This window comes from Candidatus Spongiihabitans sp., from assembly GCF_965237845.1.
In the GTDB taxonomy this organism is placed as follows: Bacteria; Pseudomonadota; Gammaproteobacteria; order Arenicellales; family Poriferihabitantaceae; genus Spongiihabitans.
In genome coordinates this window covers 1,934,410-1,954,392 of the sequence record NZ_OZ250154.1, presented here as the reverse complement: position 1 = coordinate 1,954,392, position 19,983 = coordinate 1,934,410, and the positions used below count along the sequence as shown (strand labels likewise).

Here is a 19,983-nt window from a genome sequence, read left to right as displayed (position 1 = left end):
AGTTGGTTAGCCTTGTATTTCCTATAAAACCTGGCGCCTATAAAAACATGAATGATACTTTTCCAAAGTTTTTGATATGGAATGCTGAGCGCTTCGGCGATCGGCCGGCCATGCGTGAAAAGGATTTGGGGATTTGGCAAACCTGGACATGGAGAGAAATGAAAGACCAGGTGTTCGCTTTCGCGCATGGGCTGGCGGCGTTGGGATTTAAGCGCGCTGACAAACTGGCGATTGTCGGCGCTAATCGGCCGCGCCTGTATTGGGGCATGGCGGCGGCGCAATGCCTGGGCGGTATTCCGGTGCCGATCTACGCCGATTCGGTGGCCGAGGAGATGCAATATGTGCTTAATCATGCAGACATCGGATTCGTCCTGGCCGAAGATCAGGAGCAGGTGGATAAAGCGTTGGCAATAAAGGAAAACTGCCGGTCATTGAAGCGCATCATTTTCGACGATGCGCGCGGGCTTGGGGATTATAATGGGGATTATGCCGGGAATTATAATGGCGCGCCGCTGCACGACTTCGGCGTTGTTCAGCAATTGGGTCGTGAATTCGCAAAGGAAAACCCCGGCTTCCTGGAACATGAAATCGCGCAATGCCAGGGCCGCGATATTGGCATCTTTTTATACACTTCCGGCACCACCGGCAATCCGAAGGGCGTGGTGTTGACCCATGACAATATCCTGATTACTTCGCTCAACAGCGCCAGGCAGGATAATCTCACCGAACATGAGGAAGTGCTGTCCTACCTGCCTATGGCTTGGGTGGGCGATCATATCTTTTCTTATGGACAGGCTTATGTTGCCGGATTTTGCATCAATTGCCCGGAAAGCGCGGAAACTGTTGCCAACGACCTGCGGAAAATTGGCCCGACTTTTTATTTCGCGCCGCCGCGAGTTTTTGAAAATATTCTGACTTCGGTGATGATTCGCATGGAAGACGCCGGCGCATTCAAGCAAAAACTGTTCCATTATTTTATGGCAGTGGCGAACCGAGCGGGCATTGCGATTTTGAATGGCGAATCGGTTGCGCGCAAAGATCGAATCCTGTACGCATTGGGCAGTCTTATTATTTACGCGCCCTTGAAAAACACCATGGGATTCAGTCGTATTCGGGTGGCATACACGGCCGGCGAGGCGATCGGTCCGGAGATCTTTGATTTCTTTCGCGCTTTGGGCATCAATATCAAGCAGTTGTATGGACAAACCGAGGCCGCGGTATTTATCACCGCGCAACCCGACGGCGAGGTTTTTGCCGACACTGTGGGCAAGCCGTCTCTGGGCGTGGATGTAAAAATCACCGCTGACGGCGAAGTGATTTATCGTAGTCCAGGGGTTTTTCACAGTTATCACAAAAATGACGAAGCCACCCGGAAAACCAAAAATAAACAGGGCTGGGTGATGACCGGTGATGCCGGCTATTTTGATGATAATGGCCACCTCAAGATTATCGATCGGGTGAAGGATGTCGGAAAGCTCAGGGGCGGAGCATTGTTCGCGCCAAAATATATTGAAAACAAACTGAAGTTTTTTCCGCAAATCCAGGAAGCGGTCGCCTTTGGCGCTGAGCGGGATTTTGTTACCGTTATGATCAATATCGATCTCGAAGCGGTGAGCAACTGGGCCGAAAGAAACAATGTCGCATATGCCAGTTATCAGGAACTGGCCGGGCACCCTGAGGTGTACGCCATGCTCTTGAAAAATATTGAGCAGGTTAATCAGGATTTGTCCGCCGATCAACATACCGCCGATTCTCAAATTCGCCGATTTTTAATCTTGCACAAGGAACTCGACGCCGACGATGGCGAGCTAACGCGCACGCGCAAGGTGCGGCGGCGCATCATCGCCGAAAAGTATGCTGTGCTTGTCGAGGCTTTGTATTCTGAGGTAAACACCTGCTTTGTCAAAACAGAAGTCACTTTTGAAGATGGCCTCAAAGGTGAAATCAATGCCGACCTCAATATCATGGATGTGCCGGTCTTTGATGCGACGCTTCGAGCCGCTTAGAATCGCAAGTCAATCACGGCGCGTTAATTACGGCAGGTCGGAAAATAAGTCAGGTAAATAAGTTTAGGCAAATAAGTTTAGTGGCGCCCCAACCCAATATCGATGATGTGTTGCTGGAGGTGAAAAATATCTCGCTTTCCTTTGGCGGGGTAAAAGTGCTCAGCGACATCAGTTTCGATATTAAGCGCGGCGAGATTCGCGCCATCATCGGACCCAATGGCGCCGGCAAGAGTTCAATGCTTAATATCATCAATGGTTTCTATCATCCCCAGGAAGGCGAAATCTGGTTTAATGGTCACAAACGGGTTTCCGAAAAACCATTCAAAATCGCGCGCCAGGGCATTGCCAGAACGTTCCAGAATATCGCGTTGTTCAAGGGCATGTCAACATTGGATAATCTGATGACCGGAAGAATTACCAAGATGAACACCAATATATTCTGGCAGGCTTTGTGGAAAGGCCCGGCCGAGCGTGAAGAAATGCAGCACCGTGAACGCGTCGAGCACATCATCGATTTTTTGAAAATTCAGTCGATTCGCAAGACCCCGGTAGGTCGGTTGCCTTACGGCATGCAAAAACGGGTTGAATTAGGCCGCGCCCTGGCCGCCGAATCCAAATTATTGTTGCTGGACGAGCCAATGGCAGGGATGAATCTGGAAGAAAAACAAGATATGTGTCGTTTTATACTCGATGTGAACGACGAGTTTGATACCACCATTGCGCTGATTGAGCATGATATGGGCGTGGTGATGGATCTAGCGGATCGTGTGGTGGTGCTGGATTATGGGCGCAAGTTAGCGGACGGTACGCCGCATGAAGTGCGAAATAATCAGACCGTTATCGATGCCTATTTGGGGGTCAGCCATGAATAAGCCAACGCAAAGCACGAAAATGAAACTCAAAAACCTTGACCCGAAAAAACTTCTGTTTGCCAAGATTGCTTGGATGCGTGAGTACAAAGGCAATGATGGTGGACGAGACCGCCCTGTTGGCGGTGGAAAATATGTCAAAGACACCGGTAGCGCCGCAGAAGATAAGAATTTTAAGCCATATGGAAATCAGTATTACGGTTATGTCCCGCCGAACAACGGGAAATTCATGAAACTTGACATCCAAAAACATTTTGGTGCGAGTAAGGGAGAATCTAAAATCAGTGGTATTACTGTGATATGGGTTGCTCCGTTTCCTTATGGCAAAGGCGCGAGAGTTGTCGGCTGGTATCGAAACGCCACTGTGTTTAGCGAAATACAAACACTCCAGAAAAGAAAAATGTACCAAACACAATCCTCCGTCGAAGATTGTCACCTCCTTTCTGAAGGAGCAAGAGATCTGCGCTTGCCTGATAATTTCCGTCGCCCCCGCATGTATGGCGACGCAGACACGCTAAAAAGCGAGAAAGCATTTTTATCCAAACTGGATAAACTCGTCGAGAAAATGCCACGCCGTACAAAAGCGGATGTGGAAAAACGAAAAAAGGTGGAGATATCCGCGATTGATTGCGTATCAAAGCACTATCAACACGAAAATTGGCATGTTAAAAGCGTGGAAGAGGACAACTGCGGCTGGGATTTGACGATATCCAATGAAGTGGATGAATTACATGTGGAAGTTAAAGGGCACCAAGGCAATCGTATCAATTGCGAATTAACTCCTAATGAATACAAGCGCGCCAAACGCAAAAACCACGCTTACATGTTAGCGGTAGTCACCGATGCGTTGAGTAAGAAACCTTGCCTGAGAATATTTAAGCCCGTTTATGAGCATGGCAAGGAATTGAAATGGGATTGCATTGTCGGTATTGGTAAAGTTAAGACCGAGGAAAAAATAGGTGCCGTTATTTCGGAAAAATAAGGAGTCCAAACCAAAATGAGCCTGGAACTACTGAATACGCTTGAGGTGATATTGAATGGGCTGATGGCTGGGGTGATGTATTCTCTGGTTGCGCTGGGATTTGTGTTGATCTTCAAGGCATCGGGGATTTTTAACTATGCTCAGGGGGTGATGTGTTTATTTGCCGCGCTCACTTTGGTCGGGTTTCAAACCGGACAGGTTCCATTCGCGCATTTAATCAATGTTATTTTCGGCACCGAATATCACCATTGGTCCAGCGATATAACAGGTGGCATGAATATTTTTCTTGCCATCGTATTGACCGTCATTGTCATGATTGGTTTTGCCTATATCGTCGAACGCCTGGTCTTGAAGCATCTGGTTAATCAGGCGCCGATTATCCTGTTTATGGCGACCATTGGACTGGCATTTTTTATGGAAGGTTTTGGAGACTTGATGTGGGGCGCGAATATCAAGCCGCTTGATCTGGGCATTCCTTCTGGCGGGTCATTCTGGTGGGAGGAGGTTACTCGCACCTGGGCTACGGCAGATTCCAAATACATTGGAATGTACATTGATGTGCTGGACGTTTGGGCCGCGGCGATTGCGCTCCTGTTAGTTGCTGTATTAACACTGTTTTCACAATTCACCAAAACCGGTCGCGCATTACGCGCAGTCGCCGATGATCATCAGGCAGCGCTCACCGTCGGCATTTCATTGCGCGCGATCTGGGTCATCGTTTGGTCTATTGCCGGCATTGTCGCGCTGGTGGCTGGAATCATGTGGGGTTCCAAGTCCGGCGTTCAGTTTTCCTTGTCGCTCATTGCATTAAAAGCATTACCGGTACTGATCCTCGGTGGCTTCACCTCCATCCCCGGGGCAATAGTGGGTGGACTCATCATCGGGGTGGGTGAAAAGTTGTTTGAATTCTGGATCGGCCCTATGGTCGGCGGCGCCACTGAAAACTGGTTCGCCTACGTGCTGGCGCTGTTTTTTCTAATGTTCAGACCGCAAGGTTTATTTGGTGAAAAAATTATTGAGCGGGTCTAAAATAATCGTGTCGAAAATAAGCAAAAGTTAAGTAAAATGTTTTACCGAGAATCCGGGGACTTCAAAGCCAGCTATAACAAAGATCAGCAAATCTTCGCGATTGCGCTGGATCGCTGGTTTGTGATTCTGTTTTGTGCGTTTGCTTTTCTGGTTGTGCCATTTTTGATTAACGACTACTGGGAGAAGTCGGTATTGTTGCCGGTGTTGGTATGGTCAATGGCGGCGCTGGGATTAAATATACTGGTCGGGTATTGCGGACAATTGAGTTTGGGCACCGGGGGGTTTATGGCGGTCGGCGCATATGCCTCTTATAAATTAACCACCGCATTTCCCGAACTTAATATGTTTTTAGTGGTGCTGCTGTCCGGTGGAATTACTGCGTTTGTGGGTATTTTGTTTGGTTTGCCGAGTCTTCGTATTAAGGGGTTTTACCTGGCAGTAGCCACATTGGCATCGCAATTTTTTCTGGTGTGGTTGTTTAATAAAGTCCCCTGGTTCTATAATTATTCCGCTTCTGGAATGATTAGTTCACCGGAAAGGTTTGTGTTTGGCATTGCCATCACCGGCCCCAACTCACCGCCGTGGGCGACTTATCTGTTTTGTTTGACAATAGTGGTCGTTTTTGCCTTAATTGCTAAAAACCTGACCCGAGGTCGAATAGGTCGGTCGTGGATGGCAATTCGTGACATGGACATCGCCGCGGAGATTATTGGTGTGCCACCGCTAAATGCTAAATTGTCTGCGTTTGCCGTAAGCTCGTTTTATATCGGTGTTGCCGGCGCGCTGTTTTTTTCTGTCTATCTCGGCGCGGCAGAACCCACCGAAGCCTTTGGAATCGACAAGTCGTTTCTGGTGCTGTTTATGATTATCATTGGTGGTCTGGGATCCATTTTCGGATCGTTCATTGGCGCTGCATTTATGACACTGATGCCAGTGTTGTTTAAGAATATCATGGTCGGCGGGCTGGGTTGGCCCACCGACCTGGTAGCCCATTTGATTTTAATATTGATTGGTGGGTTAATTATGTTTTTCTTGATTGTCGAACCACATGGGCTGGCGCAGCTGTGGCGGATCGCGAAAGAGAAGCTTCGACTTTGGCCGTTCCCTCATTGATACGGTCTTACCCTCGTCCGTACAGGACATTAACCATTTCCGAGGAGGAAATATGAAACTTACTAAACTAACTGCCGTAGCCATAGCGATGGTGATGTCGATTGGCGCTGAGACGGCAGCAGCGGATTTGGTGTTTCCATCACTGAGTTACCGCACCGGACCTTACGCCCCCAACGGCATTCCATTTGCGGATGGCTATGCGGACTACTTCACATTGCTGAACCAACGCGATGGCGGTATCGGCGGCGCGCCGATCAAATTGATCGAATGCGAAACCGGCTACAATACCGAAAAAGGCGTGGAATGCTATGAATCCACAAAAGGCAAAGGCGCATTGGTCTATCAGCCGCTGTCCACCGGCATCACCTATCAGTTGATCCCGAAGGCCACCGCCGACGACATTCCGGTGCATTCCATGGGCTACGGCCGCACTTCCGCCGCCAACGGCAAAATATTCAGCCACATATTCAACTACCCGGGCACTTACTGGGACGCCGCCTCCATCATCATTAAATATATCGCAGACCAGGAGGGCGGGGATCTTAACGGCAAAAACATCGCGCTGGTGTACCATAATTCCGCTTACGGCAAGGAGCCGATCCGCACCCTTGAGGAATTGGCTAAAAAACACGGCTATGAGTTAACCCTGCTGGCGGTGGATCATCCAGGCCAGGAGCAAAAATCCCAATGGCTGCAAATTCGCCGCGATCAGCCGGACTACGTATTGATGTGGGGTTGGGGGGTGATGAACCAGGTCGCTGTCCAGGAAGCTGCTAACATTCGCTATCCCATGGATCACTTCATCGGTGTCTGGTGGTCTGCCTCTGAAAATGACGTATTGCCGGCTGGCGATGGCGCCAATGGCTATAAAGCGATTACGTTCCACGGCGTTAGCGATCGGTTTGATGTTTATGATGACCTCAGAAAATATGTTGTTGACAGAGGAAAAGCCGCGGGAGATGGTTCCAACCTCGGAACAGTTTTGTATAACCGGGGTATGTACGCCGCTGTACTGGCTGCGGAAGCGGCAGCAACCGCACAGAAAATGCACGGCGTCGCCGATATTACCTCCGCTCAAATGCGCGACGGCATGGAAGCCCTTAAAATTGATCAGGCGCGTATGGCTGAGCTGGGTCTTGCAAACTTCGGTCCCGAAATCAATGTCACTTGTGAGAACCACGGCGGCCCTGGTCTCGGCGCCATTCAACAATGGGATGCCGCCGCCAAATCCTGGTCGCTGATAACTGATTTCACCGGCGCCGACCGTGAAGTGGTCGATGCATTGATTATGGAAGACTCCGCCGCTTACGCCGCCGAAAACAATATTTCCGAACGTGATTGCGGTTAACAGTGCTGGTAGTTAGTCCAACGTGTGCCGATGGCAATGGAGTTGCTATCGGCCGGGGGTTTTGTCATTCATCTGAGTTAGATGTTGTCTCAAGAAAATTAGAGAGTTATTAGTTTGGTATTTATCCATGCCTGCAACAAATCAGCAACCTCGGGAAAAGCTTCTTTCCAATCCGCCATCCAAATTGAACACGGAAGAGTTGATATCCGTCATTCTCGGCACTGGAGCGAAAGGCAACAGCATAAGCCGTTTGAGCAAAGAATTGGTTGATTATCTTCGCTCGAATTTGACCGACAAAATCACTGTGGCGGATTTGCTACAATTCAAAGGAATTGGGACAAATAAAGCACTACAGATTATCTCTGCATTAGAGTTAGGCGGACGTTTCCGGGCCAATCGGGAAAAACTGAGAGTGTATCAGTCCGGGTTAGGACAGTTTATTTGTGGCGATTGTTTGGATGGCATGAAAACACTTGCTGATGACAGCATTGTGCTTGCGTTCACATCGCCACCGTATCATAACGCAATCAACTATGACGATCATGTAAAAAAGTTAAACGGGGAAGTCGGTTACTGGGAGAGAAAGGAGCAGTCTTATGATTTTTATAAAACATTTCTGATTGATAGATTCAAAGAGATGTATCGCGTCATAAAGCCAGGTGGTCACAATGTGGTGAACATTTCACCAGTGGCATGGGAGGGAAAGCGAGTGGCGTTGCCTTTTCATTTTGTTTGTTGGATGGAGGAAATTGGCTGGCGGTTCAAGGAAGACATTGTTTGGGAAAAGGGCGTGGTCAGAGATAAAAGAAGTGGTGTTTTAATGCAACATCCGTATCCTGGCTACTACTACCCGAGTTTAGCCGTGGAGTACGTTTTTGTCTTTCAAAAACCGGCTGCAAAAAAATCTGAAAACAACATTTATCACAATCGTTCGGCGAAAGAAAAGCGAGAAAACAAATTGGATTTGAAAGGCTATCAAGAGCAAAGCAAGAACATTTGGAATATTCGGCCTGTTGCTCCGCAAGAGAGTATTCATCCGTGTCCATTTCCCGAAGAACTGGCAAGACGGGTTGTTCAGTATTATTCTTATAAAAATGATATTGTTCTTGATATTTTTTCCGGTAGCGGGGTTACTAATCTTGCGGCCGAAAAACTTAACCGGCGACACATCGGAATGGAAACCGAGAAGCAATATATAAAATACGGTGCGAACACGATTCAAAAATTAGGAAATCGCATACATACATTGAACAAAAAGGTTTGATACCGCAATGTACGCAATTCAGTTGAGCATTGATACGCGGCTAACCTGCGCTAAGTTGATTCTATGATTACCCGAAATATCACCAAACCGATTGATGCGACTCTGGAGCAAGTCTCCGCGCTCTTGATTGCTTCGACACCGACAAACCAGCCGCCGAGGCTAACGCTTAAATCTCCCTTGCGCTATCCGGGTGGCAAGTCGCGCGCCGTCAAACAGATACTTCATCTGTTGCCGCCAAACCTTGATCGCTTGTGTTCGCCGTTCATTGGCGGCGCGTCAGTTGAGTTAGCTTGTGCTGCTCGGGGCGTGGAGGTTCACGCCTACGATGCGTTCGCGCCGTTAGTTAATTTCTGGCAGACGCTGCTGGATGACGCGCCCAAATTGGCGCAGCTAGTGCGCGCTTATCACCCGCTGAGCAAAGTTGAGTTTTACGCTTTACAACGGGGGTATTTCACGATGAAAGGCAAACGCAAACTGGCGGCTGTTTTCTTTGCCCTTAATCGCAGTTCATTTTCCGGCACAACGTTTTCTGGAGGGATGTCTCCCGGTCACCCGCGTTTTACCGATACTGCTATTGCCGGGCTTGCCGCGTTCAAGACGGATAGACTTACGATTAAGCAAGCCGATTTCAAGCAGTCATTGGGTCGTCACAAACACGACTTCCTATATCTTGACCCGCCCTATGTTATCGAGAGCAAATTATACGGCAAGCGCGGCGATCACCACGCAGATTTTGACCATGCTACTCTTGCCAAGATATTGCGAAATCGAGATGGTTGGTTGCTTTCATATAATGATTGTCCAGACGTTCGAGAACTATACAATGGCTTTCGCATCCTGCCCTCGGAGTGGGCTTACGGGATGAACGCCAGCAGACAATCAAACGAGGTGTTTGTGTTGAGCGCTGACTACGCCGATGTGTTTAGTGATGTGTGTAATCCGAAAAACCAAAGAGGATTATTTGATGAGTAAGCCCATTGATATTGTCGCAGAACTAAAAGAAATTGAGTATGTGACAAAACTCTCCGCTTCACTAGAAATTTTTGAAATGAACAAATTTCTAAATGGCAATTTGTCGTCCAAAAGCAGATTTATACTCAAGACCGCAAGCGACGAATACGCTGTTAGCCAATGGGTTTCTCCCAAGCGAACGCGGTCTTATCCATTTGCCCGCGTTTATGACACTTTAAATAAAAAGAATCGCGTAACGCTAATTCCTTTTTGCAAGGATGAAGGCGCGGATGGCGACCGCGATTTTATCCAGTGGGATACCGTTTCGTTAATGAGTCTGTTCAATGTGTATGTGATTGTCGGTTACTACACTACAGCGAAAAAGAACATACGACCAAAACAGATACACAAGAATAAAATCACTAACCAGAGTCTTGACCACTGTTATGTCGGCGGACAACTCAAAGAATTGCAAAATTATCATTCCAGTGCGTTGCATTGGAATTTGAAACAAATGGAGCAACTATTCGATGTTGCGGAATGTGCTTTGGTAGCATATCGGAAAATAAGTTGTAAAACAGGAGTCCGCTTGCATGGCGAAGATGGCATTAAAAAACGTATCACGATTGCCAAACAAGACGCTTCCAAATTTAGGGATATATCAAGACAACTGGCCCAACAGGCACAAATTCGTGAGGCTTTAATTAATCAACCTAAAGAGAAAACTGGGGGAAATAAGGCAATCATCACACTAAAAAATCTTTTGGGCGGGTTATATTACTGGACTGCAGACGAATGCTTTATTGCACACGGGCGCGTGTTCTTGATAGAGAAAAAACACAGCAAGACAAAAGTGCTTCCGTCTCAATACGACATAAAAGATGCCTTTATAAAGATGGCGTTGTTTTCCAACATAAGCAGTTTGAAATACAACAATGTAACTATGCCGTATTATGCCGTCGTGGGGCTAACTTCTGGCACGGTTCGTGGTAGTCTGCATAGCGAGATGAGCAGTACAGAACTTAACCATTTTTTCTCTACCAACAAAGCCAAAGAAAAAGACAAGAAACTGATTCTTTCCGCAATAGATGAGGCTCAATCCAACGACTTTGGTTTGTTTATTGTCAACTCGGAAGATGCGGTGGCTAAGCAAGGCCATATTTTGCAGGAATTGGTTAAGTAACTTTTGAGCGGCAATAATAAAAAACATCACGAGAATCCACTATTTTCTGACCAGAATAAATTTCCCCCATCAAAATAGAATAGTCGAGTCGAGCTAGTCACTTATTACCCGTTATATCATGCCCGCACAACCAACAATCGTCCTGAGTATCAAGAATATCGAGGTGATTTATGATCACGTCATTCTGGTGCTCAAGGGCGTTTCATTGGATGTGCCGGAAGGCGGGATTGTCGCCTTGCTGGGCGCAAACGGGGCCGGCAAAACCACAACAATTAAATCTGTCTCCAATATCCTCGGCACCGAACGCGGCAATGTAACCAAGGGATCGATCGAATTTATGGGTGAAAAGGTAGAAAACCTGTCGCCAACGGAATTGGTTCAACGAGGGGTCATTCAGGTCATGGAGGGGCGCCATTGTTTTGAACATTTAACGGTGGAGGAAAATCTGCTGACCGGCGCTTATACCCGTAAACATGGCCGCAGAGCAATTAGCGATGATCTGGAAAAGGTTTATAGCTATTTCCCCAGGCTAAAAGAAAGACGAAAAAGCCAGGCCGGTTATACCTCTGGAGGCGAACAACAAATGATTGCCGTTGGGCGGGCATTAATGGCTCGACCGAAAGTAATTTTATTGGATGAGCCTTCAATGGGACTTGCGCCTCAACTTGTGCAAGAAATATTTGAAATCATCAAAAAACTTAATCAACAGGAACGGGTAACTTTTCTGTTAGCGGAACAAAATACATCGGTGGCATTGCGCTACGCTACCTATGGATACGTTTTGGAAAACGGCCGCGTGGTTATGGACGGTGAAGCGAAATCTCTTGCCGAAAATGAAGATGTCAAGGAATTTTATCTTGGCGTCAGCGGCAGCGATAAGAAAAGTTTCCGTGATGTTAAGCATTATCGGCGGCGCAAACGCTGGCTTGCTTAATAGTTTGCCTGAGCGTATTTGCTGAGCGTATTAGCCGTATTGCCTGAAATTATTTTATGCGGAAATATTACGATTCATTGGAAGTGCGCAGCACTGAGCGCAGAGAACAGGCACTGCTTGAAAGTATTTCCACGCAACTCGCTCACGCCAGGGAAAACACCGCTGCTTATGCGAGCAGTTTGCGGGATTATGATGGGCAACCGCTGGCTTCACTTGATCAGTTACAAAACTTTCCAGTCACCAGAAAATCAGAACTGATCGACCGCCAGCAGCAGCGACCGCCGTTGGGTGGTTTGACCGCTTTTAAGCACAATCAGTTAGCTTATATTTTTGCCTCTCCCGGACCGATTTACGAAGTCAGCACCAAACGCCCAGACTATTGGCGGTTTGCACGGACATTATTTGCCGCCGGTTTTCGTGCGGGCGATTTAGTGCAAAACTGTTTTTCCTACCATTTCACTCCGGCAGGCTCAATGGGCGATAGCGGATGTCATGCCTTGGGTTGTAGCGTAATACCCGCGGGCGTTGGCCAAACTGATTTGCAAGTGCAAACCATAAACCATTTAAAACCAAGCGGTTATATCGGCACGCCGTCATTTTTGAAAATTATTCTGGAAAAGGCGGATGCGTTAAATCTGGATGCGAGTAGCCTGAACAAGGCGCTGGTTTCTGGGGAAGCGCTGCCGCCTTCATTGCGAAATGATTTTACCGAGCGGGGAATATCGGTCCTGCAATGTTATGCCACCGCTGATCTGGGTGTGATTGCTTATGAATCTTCTGTGCATTCGGGGCTGATAGTCGATGAGGGCGTTTACCTGGAAATTGTAAGACCCGGCAGTGGTGATGTTGTTGCCGATGGCGAAGTCGGTGAAGTATTGGTGACCACGTTGAATCCAGATTATCCTTTGATTCGATTTGCCACCGGCGACCTGTCTGCGGCGCTTGAGGGAGTCAGTGAATGTGGCCGCACTAACCGACGAATAGCGGGTTGGATGGGGCGCGCCGACCAGACCGTGAAAGTGCGCGGCATGTTCATTCATCCCGAGCAGATAGAGGGTCTGATAAAACGCCATCCAGAAATTATCCAGGCAAGACTGGTTGTTGATTGGGTCGATCAAAGCGATCAAATGACTTTACACTGTGAAGTTACGCAACAATCCGAGGCTCTTGACGAAGCAATAAACAAAAGTATTCGGGAGTTGTGCAAGGTTCGCGGAGAAGTTAATTTCGTTGAACCTAATTCAATTTCCAATGATGGGCTGGTCATAGAAGATATCAGACGGCACGAATAATCAAGCGGGATAATCAATATGAATTACGCGGATATAAGTCTTGAAGTGGATCAACGGTGCGTAGCCCGGTTAACCCTGAACCGCCCGCAAAAGCACAATGCCATGGGTAGCCGGATGATGTTGGAGTTGCGCGATGCCTGCAAGGCGATAAGCAATGACAATGCTATAAGAGCAGTGGTTTTGGCTGCTGCCGGAGAGAAAAGTTTTTCGGCCGGCGCCGACCTGGGTTGGATGAAAGAAAATCTGGCGCGCAGTCGCGCACAAAGAATCAGGGAAAGCGCCGCCTTGGCGGATGTTTTGGAAGCATTAAACCGGCTCAACAAAATTACCATCGCTCGGGTTCACGGCGCGGCTTATGCCGGCGGCGTTGGACTGATTGCAGTTTGCGATGTCGCAATATCCGTATCCACCGCGCGCTTTGCGTTAACCGAAACCCGGCTGGGACTGACCCCCGCTAATATCTCTCCTTATTTGATTGATCGAATGGGCATCAGCAATGCTCGCCGCACATTATTGAACGGGCATGTATTTGATGCAAACGAAGCCGTTCAATTCGGATTGATTGATAAAGTGGTTGAACCCGCTAATCTCGACCAGGCAATTGAAAAGGAGCTGCAAAGCTGCCTTGCTTGCGCTCCCGGAGCCATCGCCATGACTAAAGGATTAATACGAAATGTCAGTCAACAAACGATGCAGGAGAATCGAGAATACACCGCAAAGATGCTGGCTGATGCCTGGGAAACCGAGGAAGCCATTGCCGGCATCGGTGGATTTTTTAAGAAAAAACCGCCGCCGTGGATGTCTGGATGACGACAGGTTCGGGGGCGCTACCCGTGGGAGCGGGATGCCACAAGAGGTCATAATGGATTTTCGCAGCCATCACCGCTATTTGTAGTCGTGAGTCAAACTGCTACAATCGTCAACAGACAGAGGATAAATTAGAGAATAAATTCATGAACAGCAAAGGAGACCGGCGGCAGGGGGGTAACCGGCGATGATTGAGTGTCATTTTTCATGGAAATCAGCCAAAAAAATTAAATATTTTCACTTTTTCCGTATTGACATCAAATGAAAAATAACCATAATGGTTAGTTACACGCCACAAAAACGCAAAACATCCGAATATTCGCTTGAACATATACACCGGCCGGCAGGCAATCAACAGGTTTATTTTAAGACGAGTGCGGTGTCTAACGACACCACAAATCTTGGTTATTTGCTGACAGATGTTTGCGAATGCTTGAAAAACTTGACCTCGGAAAACTACCGGGAATCCGTGAGATATGGAGAATCAGAGATTTGGCTTGATGTCTATCATTGCCAATGGTCAGCGTCACAATCTGCGCTAAATAACCCCCCAAATAACCCAGACTCTCTTTATATCAAACTCGGATTCAATAAAAAATGTACAGCCATTGTTGTTTCTTCTTTCCACCTTTCTTAGGGATTTACCATGAAACTTTTAACCGATGAGTGCCCGGTTTGTTGGCAGGGAAAATTAACCGCATCCACATTCACCGGCAAATTCAAACCCAGAGATGGCAGCAAACCATTTCAAGTCAAGGGCTTGGAATGTTGCCTTTGCGATTCGTGCGGTTGCGCCCCCGTTCTGACCGACCAGATCAAACGCAACGAGATAAAAATCGCCGATACCAAGCGCAAACGCATCGGGCTATTGACTAGCGCGGAGATCAAGGCCATTCGTATAAAACTGAACCTCACGCAAAAACGCGCCGCTGAAATTTTTGGCGGCGGAGCAAATGCGTTTTCAAAATACGAAAGAGGTTACGCCATACAAAGCGAAGCGATGGACAAGTTAATCCGCGTGGCGGCGAAGTTACCGGATGCTTATTCAATGTTGGCAGAAGGCAACAAAACAGTCGGTAAATCCCAAGATACTTTTACGCAACCTTTGGATGCCCCTATTGTTGAAAACACCGATTATCATATATCGCAGTCCATGCAAGACAGCGCGCAAATGCCATCAATCAAACCGACAAATCTCTCTCCCGTAAATGCTGAATTTCGGCAAGCCGCATGAATGCAAAACAACAAAAACTAACACAGACAGCGGCAAGCAAACTTAAGTTGCTGGACATATTTTTATATCAAAGCAATTGCTCGCGGCCTGTGAGCGTTCTTAAAATGGATAACCTGGAATTAGCCACGCTGAGTAAACGCGGAGTGGGACATACCGTCCAAACCAACAAAAGCGCACCCGATACGCTTATCATAAGGGTCGCGCTAGGTGTGCGTCTGGACAAGTCGAAAGCAAAACAGGTTAAGTCGCAGACATATGTGAAAATTGAAGCAGATTTTCTCGTTCTTTACGAAGTGAAATCCAAACTTTCCGTCGCAGAATTAAAAGCGTTCTCCCAATTTAACGCCACCCACAATGTTTGGCCTTTCTGGCGACAACATGTAGTCGATATTGTTCAGCGTGCCAACTTGCCAAAAATAAACATACCGCTTTTTAGCGGCTAGCGGTTGTATAGGCTCCCTACCCCCGCTTTCGTGTTGTGTCCGGCCTGATCCTTATGGTTTATTCCAGGGTTTCCAGCGGTGCTTTATAGCCTAAACACTTCAGGCGGGTTTTGTTGTGGTTATCCACAAAGGCACGGATAAACCGGTCTCTTTCCCGGTAGCCGCGGAACTTGTTTCCGCCGGTGTTGGCGCTGATGCATGCCTTGTGCCGCAGCGCTTCGCTAATGCGGCGATTGCAACGCTCCGTCATGCCATTGGTCTGCGGGCGATACGTGCGGATTAGGCGATGCCGGATGCCGTGAGCCTGGCAGAGCAGGTCAAAAAGATGGCGACCACTGGGTTGCCCTTTTTGGACACCGTAAAGCGGTCGGTGAAGGCGCCATCATTATCCGTCAAAATAGTGTACGCCGGATGCGGGAAGGCGGCGATGAAGTCTTTCAGGCAGCCGCTAATACCTTGCGCATCCCGCCGATACAGCATCTGGACAAACACGAAGCGCGTGGCGCGGTCTATGGCGACAAACGCATAACTGCGGCGCTTGCCTAGCCGGCTCAACACCTGAGGTCGATGTGGATATAGCCGCAGGAGGTTGGCTCAAAGCAACCGAAACCATGAGTTTGCCTGGGTTTGGTTCGTTGATTGAAGCCCAAGCGCCGCAGGCAACGAGGCAACGAGACACTGCGCCACGGCCCAGCGCGACCGGCTGGCAGCGGTTCATAACTTCGACGATGTCATCCAAGGACAAGCACGAATCGACCCGCAGTTCTCGGATAATCGCCTCGTGCTGCGGGCGGGCGCTTGCACCCAGGTTGTGGCGAGTGTGCGTGCCGTCTTGGGTGCGCCCGGCGTGCTTCCACTTTATAGATGGTGGTCATTGACACGCCTGGTTCCGCGGACCGCGCAACGGCGGTTTTGGTGGATGCCTGGATGTAGCCCCGGGTAGCCGGCGTGGTCGTGGCTGATTTGTGCGGATTAATCTTCATCTTTTAATCTCCTCCGGGCATGTTGGATGCCTAATGATATACGAAAAGAATCGTAGTAATCAGAAGGCACCCTACACTTTCGCGAGGGCAGGTTTAGCACTCTGGCTGATTTTGAATGGGGAAGTGTGCAGGGGATTGCAGGCCGAGGCTATGATGGGGGGGGTAATCAATCAGCCAGTCGGACAGTTTACGATTGAATTGGGCGAGGTCGCTACCCATGGGAGTGGGGGCCAAGTGGGGCATATGGATTTTTGCGGTCATAGCGAATCCTAACGTGGTTTTCAGGATTCATTGAATGAACGGTATAACTGCTCTCTTGACGATCCCGTTGTTCAGCAATTTGGTTTAGCCCTTTAGCGATAGAAGCAGCAGCGATGCAAACCATTGTGGCAAGCTTTTGACCCGGGCAGCGAAAAACCGCCCCCTTAAAAACGCCGCTCAAAAGACAGGCGCATGAATGGGCGGATGCCACTTGCGCGGTCGTGCTGCGGGTGATGTTCCACTCCCATACTGGTTTTTAGCGCGCCGCCGGCGAAGGGCAAGTGATAGACCGCTTCGGCTTGCAGGTTGCGCTCGGCTGGCGCCAAAGACACTTTGTGGTCGCGGTATAAGATTTCGCGGTATTTGGTGCGCCCAGTGGGGATACGCAAAGTCACGTCGCCGCTCTCGGCGCGCAAAGGCTGCGACAGGCGCATGCCGAACCAATCGCCACGCTGCCACATTGAAGCGCGCACCGCGCCAATGCTGAATGCACTACTGATGATGGCGCCGGCATCGTGCAGCAAGCCGCTGTCGTCAACTTGCGGGCGAGTGCGCCCAAGGTATGCCGAGGCCAATATGCGCCAGTCGTGGCCCAACGTCCATGCGCCGTTGACACCGATAAACGCGGTCTCGCCTTGCGCCTGACCGAGCGCGCCTTGCGGTCGCGCACCGAGGAAGCCATCGGCCTCGCGTACCGCACCGGCTTGCAGCGACAACCCGCCGTTAAGGGTCAGGTCGAGCAGCGCGCCGATGCCACGCTTGCCGCCAGGGTTTTGTTGGCCATCAAACTGTGGTGCGCCGTGCATCAGCGCGAAGCCGAAACGCCCGCCGCCAGCGCGCGAATGCGACCAGCCCATTCCCGGGCCGTCGCGCACCAGCGATAAATACGGCGCGGCGAACGCAAGCGGGTCGCTAAAACGCCGTGCGCCGTAGGTATATTCATGTTCGCTCTGACTGTTTTGAAAATCGGGATTCAAATAATTCAAGGCGTTCGGGTGGGTGTCAAACGACTGTTCATACAAACCAAGCGCCCGCCCACCGTGATCGCCATATGAGAACCACCAGCCATCGGCGGAAGAAAATCGTGCATCGCTCAGCGTGCCGTCTCCGTTAAACCCCAGCGACAATGTTGCGCCATTGTTTTGATAGGGCGAGGCCGCCAACGACAACTCCCGCTGTTCACGGTATATGCCACTGCCGCGTTCTTGCGCTGGTTGCGTCACCCAGGCCGCCGCCGATTGAAAGAACGGCGCGCTGAGGGAATCGAAACCAGCGACCTCCACATCTGCCAACTGGCGTTGCAACGAGGCGCCAAAAGCGCCGCCGGACAAGGTGATGCCGCTGCCGGCAAACGGGCGACTGCCTGGGTCGCCGGGCAAGCCGGTCATTATCGCACCGACCGGCGAGGTGGCGGCGTCCAGATCGACCAGGCCGTGGCCGTAAATATCGGAGTTAGCGTAGCGACCCTCGCGGTTGGCGGTGGCGAGCAGGCGGGTGACCAATTCGGTATTGCCGAGTTGTCCGCGAAAAAATTGGCGCAACAGGGCGAGCGAGCCGCTGACTATTGGCGCGGCGAAGGAGGTGCCTGAACCGATGGTATACTCAGTGTCGCTACGTGACAAAGCCGAGACGATGTTGGAGCCGGGCGCGGCCAGGCAGAAGTCCTTGGCGATGCCGCAATGGTTCGAATAACTGGCGATCGTGCCGTCTTGATCCAGCGCCACCACGGCGAGGATATGACTTTGCAATTCCGGAAAATACGCGCCCATGCCGGACCACAGATCTGGCGAATCGAAAACCGGCGTTTGGTCGCTCGCCAGCGTGTGACCGCCAGCGTTACCAGCCGCCCAGACAATGATTGTCTTGTCGGCATCGGGCGTATTTTTTTGCTCCAGTGCCACGGCGGTATGCCCGAAGCGGCTGCGAACTTCCCGTCGGTCGTATCTCGAGATCGCGCCGTTCACCCCAAAACTTGAGTTAATAATGGCGGCGCCCGCGGCTCGCGCTCTCGCGATAGATTTGCTAAATTCTGTTGCGAGACTCCGATCTTCCAGATCATTGTGATTTTCCAATAGAAAGTATCTGTAACTGCCGGGGGCAGGCGGGTTGCCTAAGAAAATCTCGGTGAAATGCACATTGGCATCGAAAGCCACGCCGTGCATATTCAGGTCTGAGCCGCCATCACGATTACCGACGGCAAGCGCGGCGACAAAGGTGCCGTGAAATTTGTCATCATCGTCCGGGAAATATCCAGTCTGAGTTACCTTGGTGACTTTGTCGCGGCCGGATAAGTCGCGGTGGGTGTTACGGATGCCAGTGTCCACAATCGCAATGGTCTCGCCCGCGCCAGTTGCGCCGCGCGCGTAGGCGGCCGCGGCGTTGATTCTGCCCAGATGCGAATCAGTTCCGCTAGTTGATCCACTCATATATCTCACAGTGTATTCATCAGATGCCTCAAATTCACTCTTTCTCTTGGCGTACTCGGCATCATCGGGCGGCACACTGACATTCGGCGAAGTGCGCGGAAAGAGTGTGCCACCGTCGCTGGTCGCAGCACCACCGCCGCCCCCTCCGCCACCGCCGCCCCCTCCGCCACCGCAAGCACTCAGTAACAGACTCAGCGCGCACAGTGCAAAGAGTTTAGCGGCGACTAACGCCTGTCGTTTGCTATTTTGCGGGGGGGGGGGGGGTAGCATTTTGAACATTGTTAATTATCATGATGATCAGTCCTCATCGTTGTGGTTAAGTGGCGGCGATGCCGGGCCTTTGCCTAAAACCTGAATAAAGAACGCCCCGCTAAAGCCGTCTTTTTGAATCGCAATATTTTTGAATCAGTGTTGTATTCGCGAGAGACCCGGATCCAGCACCTATGCGCGGGACATTATTAACCGTGCCGACGGAATAGTCAATGACATGTCTGGGTCTGTGGATTCAACCATGAAGTGCAACAGAGGGTAGTATGCCGAATAGCGCTTGATTTGGCGTTTTCATGCCAAGACATTTGCGTGGTCGGTTGTTGAGGTGATGCACGGCTCCTTGGCCGCCGCCTTCCTCGCTGGCATGGCCGATCGGCATTGCCGCGGCGCGGCCATCAGCGGGTTGGAATTCCGCGCGCTCAGCCCGCTGTTCGCCGAGCAGCCATTCACTATCGCGGTCAAAAAACGCGCGCGCGAACTGCATCGGTGGGCGGCGAATGACCGTGGCGAATGACCGCGGCGAACTGGCGATGACCGCGATCGCCTCGCTGTGATTTTGGGTTCAGGTTGGCCGTTTTGGTCGGCGTT

The 19,983-nt window shown here is 50.0% G+C and carries 17 protein-coding genes and 1 pseudogene; 16 read left to right on the top strand and 2 right to left on the bottom strand.

Going from position 1 to position 19,983, the window contains the following annotated elements:
* The first annotated feature begins 47 nt into the window (after positions 1–47).
* The 15 genes from ACPXXB_RS09320 to ACPXXB_RS09250 all read left to right on the top strand — a co-directional run bounded on the left by ACPXXB_RS09320 (position 48) and on the right by ACPXXB_RS09250 (position 15,455).
* Positions 48–2,006: an AMP-binding protein gene (locus ACPXXB_RS09320; RefSeq protein ID WP_423906892.1), complete on the top strand. Its 1,959-nt coding sequence runs from the start codon at positions 48–50 to the stop codon at positions 2,004–2,006.
* A gap of 80 nt (positions 2,007–2,086) precedes the next feature.
* Complete coding sequence (locus tag ACPXXB_RS09315; protein ID WP_423906891.1) at positions 2,087–2,878, top strand: ABC transporter ATP-binding protein; 792 nt, start codon at positions 2,087–2,089, stop codon at positions 2,876–2,878.
* Positions 2,879–2,897: 19 nt separating this feature from the next.
* Positions 2,898–3,857, top strand: coding sequence for a DUF3883 domain-containing protein (locus ACPXXB_RS09310; protein ID WP_423906889.1), 960 nt, complete (start codon positions 2,898–2,900; stop codon positions 3,855–3,857).
* Between the two features lie 15 nt (positions 3,858–3,872).
* The gene (locus tag ACPXXB_RS09305) at positions 3,873–4,886 is read left to right on the top strand and encodes a branched-chain amino acid ABC transporter permease (protein WP_423906888.1); all 1,014 of its coding nucleotides are present in this window, start codon (positions 3,873–3,875) and stop codon (positions 4,884–4,886) included.
* A 36-nt stretch (positions 4,887–4,922) separates the two neighbouring features.
* Positions 4,923–5,999, top strand: a complete 1,077-nt coding sequence (locus tag ACPXXB_RS09300; protein ID WP_423906887.1) for a branched-chain amino acid ABC transporter permease — start codon at positions 4,923–4,925, stop codon at positions 5,997–5,999.
* A gap of 52 nt (positions 6,000–6,051) precedes the next feature.
* The gene (locus tag ACPXXB_RS09295; RefSeq protein WP_423906885.1) at positions 6,052–7,347 is read left to right on the top strand and encodes an ABC transporter substrate-binding protein; all 1,296 of its coding nucleotides are present in this window, start codon (positions 6,052–6,054) and stop codon (positions 7,345–7,347) included.
* Between the two features lie 127 nt (positions 7,348–7,474).
* Positions 7,475–8,611 (top strand): DNA methyltransferase, encoded by a 1,137-nt coding sequence (locus tag ACPXXB_RS09290; RefSeq protein WP_423906884.1) that lies wholly within the window; start codon positions 7,475–7,477, stop codon positions 8,609–8,611.
* 63 nt (positions 8,612–8,674) lie between these two features.
* The gene (locus ACPXXB_RS09285; protein WP_423906882.1) at positions 8,675–9,583 is read left to right on the top strand and encodes a DNA adenine methylase; all 909 of its coding nucleotides are present in this window, start codon (positions 8,675–8,677) and stop codon (positions 9,581–9,583) included.
* On the top strand, positions 9,576–10,745 hold the full coding sequence (locus tag ACPXXB_RS09280) for a hypothetical protein (protein ID WP_423906881.1): 1,170 nt from the start codon (positions 9,576–9,578) through the stop codon (positions 10,743–10,745). Before ACPXXB_RS09285 ends, ACPXXB_RS09280 begins: the two co-directional genes overlap by 8 nt.
* A 118-nt stretch (positions 10,746–10,863) precedes the next feature.
* Complete coding sequence (locus tag ACPXXB_RS09275) at positions 10,864–11,679, top strand: ABC transporter ATP-binding protein (RefSeq protein ID WP_423906879.1); 816 nt, start codon at positions 10,864–10,866, stop codon at positions 11,677–11,679.
* A 56-nt stretch (positions 11,680–11,735) separates the two neighbouring features.
* A complete protein-coding gene (locus ACPXXB_RS09270) occupies positions 11,736–12,971 on the top strand; it encodes a phenylacetate--CoA ligase family protein (RefSeq protein WP_423906877.1) in 1,236 nt (411 codons plus the stop codon).
* Between the two features lie 18 nt (positions 12,972–12,989).
* A complete protein-coding gene (locus tag ACPXXB_RS09265; protein ID WP_423906875.1) occupies positions 12,990–13,781 on the top strand; it encodes an enoyl-CoA hydratase-related protein in 792 nt (263 codons plus the stop codon).
* Positions 13,782–14,055: 274 nt separating this feature from the next.
* Complete coding sequence (locus ACPXXB_RS09260; protein WP_423906873.1) at positions 14,056–14,415, top strand: type II toxin-antitoxin system MqsR family toxin; 360 nt, start codon at positions 14,056–14,058, stop codon at positions 14,413–14,415.
* A 9-nt stretch (positions 14,416–14,424) separates the two neighbouring features.
* Entirely contained in the window at positions 14,425–15,012 is a 588-nt protein-coding gene (locus ACPXXB_RS09255; protein ID WP_423906872.1) for a type II toxin-antitoxin system MqsA family antitoxin, read from the top strand.
* Between the two features lie 104 nt (positions 15,013–15,116).
* A complete protein-coding gene (locus tag ACPXXB_RS09250) occupies positions 15,117–15,455 on the top strand; it encodes a hypothetical protein (protein ID WP_423906870.1) in 339 nt (112 codons plus the stop codon).
* A gap of 58 nt (positions 15,456–15,513) precedes the next feature.
* On the opposite strand, the pseudogene ACPXXB_RS09245 reads toward ACPXXB_RS09250, so the two are convergent.
* Both ACPXXB_RS09245 and ACPXXB_RS09240 read right to left on the bottom strand, forming a co-directional pair.
* Positions 15,514–15,857 (bottom strand): annotated as a pseudogene (locus ACPXXB_RS09245) (integrase core domain-containing protein); the annotation flags it as partial.
* Positions 15,858–16,863: 1,006 nt separating this feature from the next.
* A complete protein-coding gene (locus ACPXXB_RS09240) occupies positions 16,864–19,404 on the bottom strand; it encodes a S8 family peptidase (protein WP_423906869.1) in 2,541 nt (846 codons plus the stop codon).
* 268 nt (positions 19,405–19,672) lie between these two features.
* Here ACPXXB_RS09240 and ACPXXB_RS09235 point away from each other — a divergent pair, with 268 nt between their 5' ends.
* Positions 19,673–19,909: a hypothetical protein gene (locus ACPXXB_RS09235; protein WP_423911221.1), complete on the top strand. Its 237-nt coding sequence runs from the start codon at positions 19,673–19,675 to the stop codon at positions 19,907–19,909.
* The last annotated feature ends 74 nt before the right edge of the window (positions 19,910–19,983 follow it).